Origin of the sequence: Flavobacterium sp. RSB2_4_14, from assembly GCF_051547085.1 — a bacterium.
Taxonomy (GTDB): domain Bacteria; phylum Bacteroidota; class Bacteroidia; order Flavobacteriales; family Flavobacteriaceae; genus Flavobacterium.
On record NZ_JBPTTL010000004.1, the window covers coordinates 123,310 to 136,178 of the forward strand.

Annotated in this window: 12 protein-coding genes; all 12 read right to left on the reverse strand. The window is 29.5% G+C overall.

The features are described 5' to 3' along the window. Positions 1-33 precede the first annotated feature (33 nt). The 12 genes from ACSVH2_RS09630 to ACSVH2_RS09685 are packed head-to-tail and all read right to left on the reverse strand — an operon-like array spanning position 34 to position 12,869. Positions 34-1,044 carry a glycosyltransferase family 4 protein gene (locus ACSVH2_RS09630; RefSeq protein ID WP_438092956.1) on the reverse strand — a complete coding sequence of 337 codons (1,011 nt, stop codon included), beginning with the start codon at positions 1,042-1,044 and terminating at the stop codon, positions 34-36. Then, positions 1,016-2,359 carry an O-antigen ligase family protein gene (locus ACSVH2_RS09635; protein ID WP_438092957.1) on the reverse strand — a complete coding sequence of 448 codons (1,344 nt, stop codon included), beginning with the start codon at positions 2,357-2,359 and terminating at the stop codon, positions 1,016-1,018. The genes ACSVH2_RS09630 and ACSVH2_RS09635 overlap by 29 nt, the downstream gene beginning before the upstream one ends. Beyond that, entirely contained in the window at positions 2,359-3,432 is a 1,074-nt protein-coding gene (locus ACSVH2_RS09640) for a glycosyltransferase (RefSeq protein WP_438092958.1), read from the reverse strand. Before ACSVH2_RS09640 ends, ACSVH2_RS09635 begins: the two co-directional genes overlap by 1 nt. Continuing rightward, on the reverse strand, positions 3,429-4,565 hold the full coding sequence (locus ACSVH2_RS09645) for a glycosyltransferase (RefSeq protein ID WP_438092959.1): 1,137 nt from the start codon (positions 4,563-4,565) through the stop codon (positions 3,429-3,431). Before ACSVH2_RS09645 ends, ACSVH2_RS09640 begins: the two co-directional genes overlap by 4 nt. After that, the gene (locus ACSVH2_RS09650; RefSeq protein WP_438092960.1) at positions 4,552-5,880 is read right to left on the reverse strand and encodes a hypothetical protein; all 1,329 of its coding nucleotides are present in this window, start codon (positions 5,878-5,880) and stop codon (positions 4,552-4,554) included. The genes ACSVH2_RS09645 and ACSVH2_RS09650 overlap by 14 nt, the downstream gene beginning before the upstream one ends. Further along, entirely contained in the window at positions 5,864-7,000 is a 1,137-nt protein-coding gene (rffA, locus tag ACSVH2_RS09655) for a dTDP-4-amino-4,6-dideoxygalactose transaminase (RefSeq protein WP_438092961.1), read from the reverse strand. Before rffA ends, ACSVH2_RS09650 begins: the two co-directional genes overlap by 17 nt. Then, positions 6,987-7,676 carry a GNAT family N-acetyltransferase gene (locus ACSVH2_RS09660; protein ID WP_438092962.1) on the reverse strand — a complete coding sequence of 230 codons (690 nt, stop codon included), beginning with the start codon at positions 7,674-7,676 and terminating at the stop codon, positions 6,987-6,989. The genes rffA and ACSVH2_RS09660 overlap by 14 nt, the downstream gene beginning before the upstream one ends. Next, positions 7,673-8,587: a glycosyltransferase family 2 protein gene (locus ACSVH2_RS09665; protein ID WP_438092963.1), complete on the reverse strand. Its 915-nt coding sequence runs from the start codon at positions 8,585-8,587 to the stop codon at positions 7,673-7,675. Before ACSVH2_RS09665 ends, ACSVH2_RS09660 begins: the two co-directional genes overlap by 4 nt. Before the next feature lie 12 nt (positions 8,588-8,599). Next, on the reverse strand, positions 8,600-9,610 hold the full coding sequence (locus tag ACSVH2_RS09670) for a glycosyltransferase family 2 protein (RefSeq protein ID WP_438092964.1): 1,011 nt from the start codon (positions 9,608-9,610) through the stop codon (positions 8,600-8,602). Continuing rightward, on the reverse strand, positions 9,600-11,144 hold the full coding sequence (locus ACSVH2_RS09675; RefSeq protein WP_438092965.1) for a glycosyltransferase family 2 protein: 1,545 nt from the start codon (positions 11,142-11,144) through the stop codon (positions 9,600-9,602). Before ACSVH2_RS09675 ends, ACSVH2_RS09670 begins: the two co-directional genes overlap by 11 nt. Positions 11,145-11,155: 11 nt before the next feature. Next, on the reverse strand, positions 11,156-12,304 hold the full coding sequence (locus ACSVH2_RS09680; RefSeq protein ID WP_438092966.1) for a glycosyltransferase family 4 protein: 1,149 nt from the start codon (positions 12,302-12,304) through the stop codon (positions 11,156-11,158). Between the two features lies 1 nt (position 12,305). After that, the gene (locus ACSVH2_RS09685; RefSeq protein ID WP_438092967.1) at positions 12,306-12,869 is read right to left on the reverse strand and encodes a serine acetyltransferase; all 564 of its coding nucleotides are present in this window, start codon (positions 12,867-12,869) and stop codon (positions 12,306-12,308) included.

A 12,869-nucleotide genomic window follows, 5' to 3' on the forward strand; every position in this document is an offset into this window, starting at 1 on the left:
TTTTAGATGTTGCAAGTTACTAAATAATACTAATTATCTAAGTAAATCTATCCACTGCTTTTTGACTACATCCCAATCAAAATTTTTAATTGACTTTTTAGCATTTTCTGTCAGTTTATTAGCTAAATTAGGTTCAATGAAAATTCTGTTAATTTGTAGTGTCATGGCTTCAACATTATCATCAGAAACTAACAAAGCATTAGTATCATGTTCTAACAAATAGGGAATTCCACCAACATTCGTTGATACCACTGGTAATCCTAGTGCCATAGCCTCAATAACACTAATGGGTGTGTTATCATAATGTGTGGTATTTATAAAAACATTATAATCGGCTGATAATTCAATCCATTTTTCTTTTGATAATTTACCCGTAAATTTAACTTCTACATTATTATTTTTTGCAAAACGAATTGCTTTTTCTAGGCTACTATCCTTTTTAGGTCCCACCATGCATAGCTCAGCATCAGGATACATCATTTTTAAATTAATAAATACTTTAATGGCCATTAATGGATTGTATATTACAGAAAAAGACCTAACCCAAAGCATTTTTGGAGATTTATATTGTTTGTCAAATGATGTATATATATTTAAGTCTATGGTATTTGGGATGTATAAAAGATTGCTGTATCCACTCTTTTTAAAAGCATCTAAGGAATAAAAAGAAGGAGCAATATTGACATAAGCGTTATTAAAAATTAACCTAGAGAAGTATTCTGTTCTAATAATTCTATTGGGCAAATCGCCGCCATGCAGTTTAGGAATATATTTTAACTTTAAAAATCGGCATAACTGAGAAATAATAAAGGCATACCAAAAATTAGTAGTGCTATAAGTATCAATCAAAACATAATCAACTTTTTTTGAGTAGCTTATAGTCTTGCTAATCATTTCCATCATTCTCAAAAATTTATTTTTTTTGGAAGAAGCATAGTATACAGTATAGCCCTCTCTTTCTAAAAACAGACCAAGTGTTTCTATCGAAGTGGAAGTGTAACCGTGCTCGGATAGTTTATTCCCTATGTATAGGAGTTTCTTCATCCATATAAACTTTTAATAGTGATAACGAATATACAAAAGCCGATGCCGCAATTCTCATAGCAGCATGATTTATAGTCATTAGCCAAAAAATTAAAAAACAAAAAATATAAATATTTTGTTTATTGTCTAAATATAAAAATATTGGTGTTATAAAAACAATTAACAAGGCAATGATACCCATAGTGCCATGTTCGGCCAATGTTCTTGAAATTTCATTGTGAGAAGTTACAATTTCACCAGTCTTTTCTTTTCTAATTTCTAATCCTTTAGCTACTCCTATTCCAAATACGGGACTATCCATAAAAGCATCTATTTCACTTTGGAAAATCTCTTCTCTCCCAGTAAATTGACTTTCCTTCACTCTTCCTTTTGCATCTTGATTTGCATATCTTTTATCTATTAAACCACCTGTCTGACTAGAAGTATATATCCATGTTAAAGCAAATGCAAAAAACATAAATACAAATAAAATATAAAGCCGTGATCTAGCATAACTACTTATATTTTTGTACAACATCAATAAAAACAAAGCCATCATAACAAATCCCGTCAAAATACCACCACGGGAGAAAGTTACCAATCCTCTGTATACAATATTAAATAAAATAATAAGATTAATAATAAAAAGTAATTTCGTTTTAGAAGCTAAAATCAATCTTGTAAAGAAAATAAACATCCCAATACCAAGTACTGTTGCTACCTGATTGGGACCAAAGCCACCTGATGTGGCTAAATTTGAACCTGTACCAACCAAAATAGTTTTTAATTCTGGTGTAAATAATATTAAATAGACTGTTGTAGAAATAATGGGCAATCCTAATGTGAGTAATAAATTGTTGAGTTGAGAAAATAATATTTTCCTGTTGTATGTATAAATAGAAGCAATACCCAAACACGCAGGACCAGAAATATTAAAAGCTAGTGAAGTTCGTAAATCAGACTCTAAATTTAAAGTTTCTGTAGCCACTATAACGCCTGGCAAAAGCAATATCAGATAAATCCAAAAAGGAATAGCATTTTTTGAAAATCCACTATAATACATGCCCAAAGCCAAAAAAATCATCACTCCATATTTTGAGAACTCATAAAGCAAATTTCCGCCTGTCATTCTCAAAAAAACCTCACTACCAACAATATAGGCGGCTACAAATAATACCTCATTATTTTTATTTTTTGATTTAATAACATAATACAATCCATAAAGTAATATGGAAAATCCATAAAATTTAGAAAAGGGTCGGAATAAATAAATTAATATTCCAATTGCTACATGCAATAAGACTAAAGTTATATATTTTTTCTCATTTTTGTCCATTATAACTTTTTAACCCAATTTAAATAGTTAATAATAACACCCTCTTCTGAATGATTTTCTAAAATAGTTTGATGTAAATAGTTACCAAAACTGTGTCTTAAAGTAGAATCATCAATTAATTGTAATAATCTTTCATAAAACGCTTCTACTTCATTCACCCCAACGATAAAACCATTGACACCATCTTGAATAATAAGTGGAATTTCTCCAACATTGGTAGAAACGACTGGTTTCTTTTGTAATCCATACTCAATTAAGGCAACTGGCAAACCTTCGGATTTTGAAGTCAATATAGCAATATCTACCTGATCTATGATATTGTTCACATCATTTTTTGAACCATAAACAAAAACAGTATCGACTAATTTTTTACTTTGTATCAATCCTTTAATTTTTGTAGAGTAATCATCTTCAAAATCTTTTCCTACTAAATGAAATGTCCAATCAGGTTTAGTTTCCTTAAGTTTTTCAGCAACTTCTAGCAATAAAAAATGATTTTTTTGATCCCTTAAATTAGCCAAACATAAAATGCGTTTACCTTTAACACCTTTTAAAGTGGTTTCAGATTGCACTTCGAAATTCTGACTCGTAAAGTTGGGAAGATAAATAACCTTTTGGCAATACAACTCTTTTTCTGCCCAATTTTTCAATTTGAAATTAACAACAATAATACCCTTGAAAAAATAAGACGCAATTTTGAGAATGAAAGATTTTTGAGCACCAATAAACTCACTTAAACCATTATGATCATGCCAAATTAGTTTAATTTTAGGATAGATTAGTTTAACTAGTAATGCCATAAAATAGGAACTACTATGTGGTTGTAGATAGTCAACCTTATGCTCTTTACAGTAGTTTCTTAATCTGAAAATAGCGCTGAAATCAATAATTTTCTTTCTGTACAAAAAAAGATAAGAAACCTCTTCATACAATTGACTTTTTAAATTTCCTTCCGCTCTGGTAGCAACCAAACCCGAGAATTCAATTTTCTTTGAAAGCGCATTGGCATAATTAACAGCCATTTTTTCAGCACCACCAATTTCCAAGGAATCTATAACTTGTACTATTCTCATGATTGTATAAGCTGTTTTATTTCTTCTTCAAAAACATCCAAAGTGTAGTGTCTTGACCAAGCAATAGCTTTGTTAACTTTATCTTTATACAAATTGTTAGTAGTAATATGCAATTGAATTTTAGCTACATCTTCTTGTAATGTAAGTTCCAAAAGTATTCCTCTATTGCCATGTTCTAGCATATTTGGAACACATGAAACTTTTGTGGCAATGGGTAAGCAACCCCAAAACATACCTTCTGCTATTACTTTTGGCCAACCTTCACTCAAAGAGGGTAAAACTACAAAATGATTTTCTAAATAAGCCTTTTTAATGACTTCTTGATTTTGATTGCCTTTCAAGAAAACTATGTTTTCAAGATTATGGTCTAAAATATAGTTTTCTAATAGTTCCTTTTCAATGCCTTCTCCATAAACATGTAAACAGACATCATGACCCTTTTTATAAAGTTGCTCTACTAATTGAATAGCATACAAAGGTTGCTTACCGTTAGAAAGTGTGCCAACAAAAACAAAGGATATCTTAGAATTTAAATCTCTCGGAATAACGTCAATTTTATCCTTTTCAAAATAACTCGCAGTAAAAAAGGGTTTGATATTATTAGAACTATGCTCCCACTCTCCATAAACTAAGACCTGCATGTTTCTGGTAAAAAAGGTATTACTCAAAATCCATTTTTGCAAACGATAACTCAAAGGTTGTTTCGATTGTAAATCCCAATTTCCAGCATATTTTGCTGTTTTTGGTTTTGAAGGAAAAAGCATTTGAACTAAACAACCCAATAAACCCATATTTCCGGGACAACGCAGATGGATATGATCTGAATTCTGCATCGCTTTGTAAATTTCAAAAGTGATTTTAGGCAATTTCAAAAGGGTTGAAAAAGTTGACTTTAATGTTAAAAAATTAAAGTTGGGCACATTTCTAAAATCAATAGCCTTATGGGAATAATCAATATCTATAGAAGTGTTATTTTTGAGATTTAAAGGGGCTACAAGTACAATTTTATCAACATACTTCGACCAAATATTCATTTCTCTCACATAAGGTGAATAGGCAAAATAGTTGCCGTCTTGATAACCGTGAGAAACATGTGTAATGATGCAAAATGTCATATTGTTATAGTAATCCATTTTTTAAAAAGAATAAAACAAACAATATAATTCCACTTAAAAAACTAAAATTATAAATTAAAAATCTAGCTTTTTCTGGAAATCTAGAAATGTAATGAATGGCATAATAAGTATATAAAATCATGATTGGAATTACCCATCTGAATTCAAATAATTTAACTGCAATAAACGAAAAAGCTATTATACTTATAAAATGAAATAGAATTATAATTTTATTTTTAATAACACCATTGGTGTCATTTCGATTAATATCACTTATGGTTTTTAATTTCTTAGTATTGACGAAAGACAAAAGCAATATGGGAAAAAGTAAGTACATAAATCTATAACTTGTGTACATAGCTTTAACAAACATTCTCATCATCTGTCTAAAATATAAACCAGGTTCTTTTAAAAGCAAGTCTATTTGATTTTTTGGAAAATCATAATTTGGATTTTGTTTTTTGAATTCAATTACTTCATTTGTAGATACCCATTGCGTATTTGGTATTTGGTTTGAATCCCAAAATTTTGCCATTAAATAATTTCTTTGAAACCAATTTACGCCAGTTTCTTTGGGAACTTCTTTAACGTCTAAAATAATATTTTGCTCTTGAATTATAGGGATAAAATTGATAAGAAATAAAAAAAACATTCCTGTTAATAAAATAATGAAATTCTCTTTACAAAAAATCGATTTAAATCCTAAAATCAAGAATATTGAACAATAAAATAAACCGATTAAAATGATAGCAGTTGGCCTAGTCGCAATTGAAAATGCAAATAAAATCCCAATAAGAATAGATAAAAAATTACTTAAATTTATTTTCTTAAAACTTATACTATCTAGAATAATTAAAAAAGGTGGCACTAAAAAAACAAAAGATAGAAAGTCTGAAGTTCCATGATACATTTGATTGGTAATAAAAATGGCACAAATGAATAAGGTGATTTTATATACTCTTTCAATAGAAGAATCGCTTTGTATCGCTTTAATTTTTTTGATGAAAAATAAAATTAATCCAATACAAACTATCAATGAAACAATTCGCGTTGAAATTATTGGTTTTCTCAAAAAATAATCCACACAAGAACTCAGAAAAATAAAGGGTTGTGACGGAGTGTAAAAAATATTTTTGACAGAAAATGAGGTAACAGTATATAAATTATATTGATAATACTCATCGGCATTGTTTCCTTTATTTAGGAAAAACAAGAAAAACCTACTCACAAAGTAGTATAAGTTAATCACTAAAAACCCAAAGAAAAGAAGAATACTCAGATTCTTTCCAAAAACGAAATCTAATCCCTTCTTTAATTTATTTATCATATTCATTGTCAGTTAGTTTAGTAATCACTTCATCAATTTGTAATTCATAATACATAGGTAAACGTAGTAAACAATCCGAATAATTATCTGTTTGTTGAAGTTCCGGTATAGAAATATTGTCTTTGTAAAATTGGCTGCGATGCAAACTGATATAGTGAAATACAGATAATATACCTTTCCTCTTTAATGCATTGATAATAGTACTTCTTTGTTCTATATTTTTACAAACAATATAAAACATATGGCCATTATTTGTAGCATATGATGGAATAATCGGTAGTTGAATTTCGTTTTTATGAGCCCAATTTTGGAGTTTTTGATAATAGGTTTCCCAATGCGATATTCTCACTTGTTGAATATCTTCTAAGTTTTCCAATTGTGCCCAAAGAAAAGCTGCAATGATTTCTGAAGGCAGAAAACTGGAACCAATATCAACCCAACCGTATTTATCAATTTCACCTCTAAAAAATGCAGAACGATTTGTCCCTTTTTCCCAGATAATTTCTGCTCTTTCAGCAAATTTTTTATCATTGATGGTCAACATTCCGCCTTCACCCGAAATAATGTTTTTAGTTTCATGAAAGGAAAAAGCACCCAAATGACCTATGGAACCCAATGGTCTTTTAATTCCATCTTGCCCAGTATAAAAACTATCAATTGCTTGAGCCGCATCTTCTATAACATACAGATTATATTGCTTTGCCAAACTCATGATTTTATCCATATCACAGGCAACTCCAGCATAATGTACTGGCACTATGGCTTTTGTTTTTGAAGTAATTAGAGATTCTAATTGGTCTTCATCTATTCCTGGATGATCCAATCTACTGTCTGCAAAAACAATTTTAGCACCACGCAATACAAAAGCATTTGCAGTTGACACAAAAGTATAGGAAGGCATTATAACTTCGTCTCCTTCTTTTATATCTATTAAAATAGCTGCCATTTCTAAGGCATCAGTACAAGAAGTGGTTAACAAACACTTATAAAATCCATATTTGTTTTCAAAATACTGCTGACATAGTTGTGTATAATGTCCATTTCCAGAAATCTTGCCTTTCTTTACAGCATCTTCTATATAAAACAACTCTTTTCCCGTTAGATAGGGTTTGTTAAATGGTATCATTAATTTTCCAATAATGTTTTATAAAGGTGTTTTCAAAAATAGAATATCCATGCTTATTATAAAAATTACTCGCTTTTTTATTTTTAAATTGCGTAGGTATCATTAAACTAGTTATTCCTTTTTGATATAAAATAGTTTCTAAATACATCAATAAATCACCTCCAATTCCTTTTCCGTGATATTGTTTAGAAACGGCAATTAATCCAACAGTAGCTTTGTCATCAGTAATTTTATAAGTTAATAAACCCGCAATTTCTTCGTTTCTTTTATAAAAAAGAACATCCTCAGCAAAAGTTTTTGAAATGGAATTATCAATCCAAAGACGATATAATTCTTCGAATTTTTTTGTTCCAAAATTTCTATCAAGTAAAAATCTACTGTGTATTCCGCTTTCAAAAGCTAATTGATATATATCTTGAATGTTATATTTTATTTTTGAATGTGAAAAAACGTGTTCATTGGTTTGAAAAACTTCACCCAGTTTTTTATTAAACTTGACTTTTTGTTCAGAAAATGAATTTGTAAAACCATCTATTTTTAAATCAAAATCATAATCTGAAACAATATACAGTAAATCATAATCAGCAAAATTTATACAGTCTTTAACATCAGTAAAATTTACTTCGCCTATTTTAAGATTAAAAAAATCTGAATCCCATTTTTTTTCTACTATCATACTATTTTGTCAATTATAAAAACAGGGCGATTTTTTGTTTGGTCGAAAATCTTTCCAATGTAAATTCCAGTAACGCCAATCGTTGTGATTATTATTCCAGATAAAAACCAGATTGATACAATTAAAGATGTAAATCCTAAAACTGCAATTTCGTGGTGTAAAGCTTGATATATGTAATAAATCCCTACACAAAACGAAAGCAACGATATTATCATTCCAAATTTTACAAACAATTTTAATGGCTTGTTTGAAAAGGAAATAATGCTATTAAATGCTAAACTAATTAGTTTAGAAAAACTATAACTAGATTTTCCTTCTTCGCGTAAAGCATGTTCAACAGTAATTGAAGTAGATTTATAGCCAACAAAGCTGACAAATAATGGAAAAAACTTAATGTAGTCTGAAATTTCTAAAATTGAATTAATCACTTTTCTATGATAAATTCCGAAATTGGCAATTTCATTGTCATATTTAGTTTCGGTAAAAAAACTATAAATTTTTGAGAAAATTTTTGAAGATAGTTTTTTCAAAAAAGTATCTGATCGATAAACTCTTCTGGCTAAAACGACCTCAAAACCTTCTTGAGCTTTTTGATATAATTTTATAATTTCCTTGGGTTGATCTTGCAAATCACAATCCATAACAACAATCCAATCTCCTTTTGCTTGACTTAATCCTGCCATTATTGCTGGATGTTGGCCAAAATTCTTGCTTAACTTAACTCCTTTAACTTTAGGATTTTTCGATGCTATCATCTCTATTACTTCCCAAGAATTATCTGGTCCACAATCTTCAACTAACAAAATTTCATAATCATCCGAAATTTTAGAAACGGTATTTTCAATCCTTTCTACTAGTTTTGGGATGATTTTTTCAGCTTTATAAACTGGCGATACAATCGATAATTTCATGACATATTTTTTTTAAAGCTTAATTTTAGGTTGATCAAAGGGTAAACTAAATAAACCAACAATTCTCCCAATAGTTTCGGTCAATGCCTCTTGTCGTTTACTTGTGGTAAATATATTGCTAAATCTTATTAGTATCAACAATAATGAAATCGCATTCCATTTAAATCTAGCCTCAAATGATGGATTTGGATATTTTACTCTCCAAACATACCATCCATTTCTGGTGACCATTTTACCATATTGATATTTATTTGGCCTACCGGATGGGTCATGAAAGTGTGATAATTTGGCTTTTGTGGTTATAACATTTTTGCCAAATCGTTGTGCTCTAATACTGAAATCGGCATCTTCATATAGTCCGTAGCCTTCAAAATAATGTGAAAACTTGATGCTGTCAAAAACAATTTTTCGAAAAGAAAAAGACATTCCTATTAATAAATCAACTTCATAAATTTGATCATTTAATGGAAACCCACAAGTTCTTCCATGTGAAAACTCAGGCATTCTTCCCGGAGCTAAATTAGATTGTAATCCTAAAATATTTCTTAATACATTTCTTGAGCCTTCTGGATAAACGTATCTTTCAAACTCATAAAATTTGTATTTATTATATTTTTTATCAGATTGTTTTTCAAACCATTGAATTTCATTTATAGCAACTCCAGCAACACCAACTATGTTAGTATCACTTTGAAATGCATTTATGATTTCTTCAAAATATGTTGGTTCTAAAATGGTGTCATCGTCAAGAAAACAAATCACCTCGGAATCACGCGATACTTTAGAAATTCCAAAATTTCGTTGCTTTGTCAATCCTCTATCTGCTGCTGAAACCTGAAAATAAGTTAAATTTTGAAATGAGTTTTGAGCTATGATTTGAGCTGTTTCTTCATTAGTTGAACCATCAATAATTAAAATTTCATTAGGATAAAGTGTCTGCGACTTCACAGAATTTAATAAATTCAATAAAGGATTTGGTCGCATATACGTGCAAACTATCAGCGTGAAATTCTTAGTATTCATTGTTTAATTTGTTGGCCCAATAGACGCTTTTGTTCCATTTAGATTTGAAAACTGCAATATAATTGAAAGGATTTTTCAAAAAATTACCATTTAAATTTTTCAAAAATAAAGTTACCTTATACAATAACAATTGCTCTTTTGTGTCATGTTTTAATCGATATAACATCACGGTTGGTGAAGGTTTCGGTTGGATTTGCTCATGGCTCCATTTTAAAACAGGTTTGGTTCTAAAACCACCTATTGGCGCTTTTAAATGAATGATTTCAGAAGTTGAAATGAATAGAATATCATATCCTTTATTCAGCAATTGCATTCCAAAATCACCATCTTCTCCAAAACCAAATTCATATGCCATATTGAACTTTAACCCTTTTAAACAAGACGTTTTTACAAAAGCATGTCCTCCACCAAAAATAGGAAATTGTTTTGGTTGCTGTTTAATTATACTTTGCGTTTTCAAATGGCAAGAAACCAGCAAAACTTCATTTCCTGTGGATTGAAAAGAATTCATCACATTCTCGATTAAATACTTATTAAAAACAATGTCATCATCTGCCAAAAAACAAAATTCACTTTCTATCAATGCTAATCCAATATTTCGAGCATTACAAACTCCTGCTTGTTGTGTGAAATGATGTTTTATGCGGAAAGGCCATTCATTATTTTCAACGTAATCTAATTCAGAACCACTATTTTCACTTGGATTCTGTTCAATAATTATAACATTGGTTGGTAAATAGGTTTGTGAAGCTAAATTTTGAAGTACATCCAACAAATACTCTTTTCTACCAATTGTTGGAATTAAAACATCAATAGTTCCTTTTTCAATTATTTTTTTGGTGGAATTAATTTCAATTTTATCTAATCCTTCTGGATTTATAGTTCTCTTTTTATAAAAAATAGAAACTAAAAACGGAAATAATGGTAATCGTTTTTCAAACAAAAACAAATTGAAAAACAATAGAAAAATCCAACGTGTTTTATAATGTTGTTTGTTGAATTTAAAAAGCTCAAAAAGGTTTGATTCTTCATAACTACTAATTTTATTTTGATGAATGAACAACTTAGGTTCAGAATAACATAATAATCCAAAAACTATGGCTCTTTTGGCAAATGAATTGAGAAAATAATCAAAATTACTTTCAATTTTTAAATCATTGCTACAAGCCTTTAACACTGAAGCATGAACTGCTCCAACATGACTACTCATTTGCCACGTTACATAACGAACTTCTTTATTTACCTTAACAAAAGGAGAATCTTCAATATAACCAAGTTCTCTATTAAAATAATTTGAAGTTGAAGGATTGAAAGAAAATAGAAATTTCTTGTGGTGAAATAAACCTTCGATTTCATTTGTGTTTAAATTTTCTTTATGACTTTCATGACACCAAACCAATAGCTCGTTTTGGAATTTATCAGCAAAATCAAGTAATACAGTCACAACATTTTGACCTATTTCATTAGGGAAATCAATAGTTTCTGAGGAAACTATACTGGTGATTTTTGATTGGTTGTGGTATAAAATTATCATATCAAACTAAACTAATTTTTATTTATTATATTTCTATAAAAATCAGTACTTTTCTTGGCAACAACTTCAATACTAAATTTTTGTACTACTTTATTTCTTGCTTCAATACCAAATTGATTTCGTAATGTTTCATTTTCAAGTAATTGAACTATCTTTTGAGCATAGTCTTCATGGTCTTTCGGATTTACTAAAAATCCATTAACAGTATCATCAATTACTTCGGTTGCCCACCCTATATTAGAAGCTACAATAGCTTTTTGCATGGCCATTGCTTCTATCCAAGAAACAGGCAAAGCTTCGGCAAATGTAGGGAAAACACAAACTGTAGAAGCACTAATAAATTCTTTAATTTTTTCATAAGAAACACTTCCTAAATAAGTTACATTTTCAATTGCTTCAGGGTCAAACAACGGCTGCATCATCTTCCAAGTGGAACCATTTTTAGTTATAATATCTGAAGCATCTCTCCCTATCATAATTAATTTTGCTTGTTTATTGTGTTTATATACTTCGTTAAAAATTAAGGGTAACTCAAGTGAGCCTTTTTTTCTGATTAATGTTCCAAAATAAAGTATCGTATTTTCCTTTACAGCAAGGGAATTATCATTAGAAAATTTATCGATATCAATACTATTTGGAATTATTTCAAAATTTCTTTTTAATGAGAATAATTGTTTTGTAACATCCGCAGTATATTGACTGACAGAAAGCAAAGCAGTGGCATTTTGTAAGGCTAGCTTTTCTTGAAACTTATTCAAAAACTTAACTGGTCTATTATCTAAATGACAAAAATAAGTATCAGATCCATTTAACCGAATAACCACTGGACATTTGGGTTTTATATTTGAAGTAATTCCTGTCCAGTCTGGAGCTTCAACAATATCAAGTTGATGATTTTCAATTAAATTATTAATTAGTTTTTCTATTTTTTTTTGGGTCAAAAGTCTTGAAAACCCTTTTAGTTTGATATTCTTAACTTTATAATAAGTGATTTCATTTTCAACGAAAATTTCATCCTCTTTTTGTCCATAAACCAATACTAAGACTTGATGTCCAGCTTGGGTTAATCCTTTGGATAGATTTAAAACACTTGTCCCGATTCCTCCAGACGAACCCATTTTTGGGTGTGGAAATTCGGGTGTTAGAAAAGCAATTTTCATCTTAATTTGTATATTCGTGAATGTAATAGGGAGACAAATCTTTATCTAAGATGATCATTTTTGAGGGAAGTACAGTTTTTCCATCAGCTATACTATCTGTTACTACAGTATTGGCTCCAATGGTAACATTATTACCTACAGAAATAGCACCAAAAATACATGCATTAGGACCAATGAAAACTCGATTACCAATAGTTGGAATACCTTTCTTTTCACCATAATTACCCACACCAATTGTGATTCCTTGAGAAATATTGCAATTTTCACCAATTATGACATCACCATGTATAACTATATTACCGAAATGACCAATATAAAAACCTTTCCCTATTTGTGTTCTATAGGAAATATCGAAACCATATTTTACTTTTAATTTACGAAGCCATAAGAAACAAAAATAGAATAATAACCTATTTTTTCTTCTATAATGTTGGGTCAATCTAAAAATAGTCATGAATTTTAATCCTGGAATAGGATGTGAAATAAAGACAAAGAAAAGCGTTCTAAAATTTATTTTAGAAAGGTTATATCTTTTATAATCCGCTAATAGTGTGTTTTTAATCAT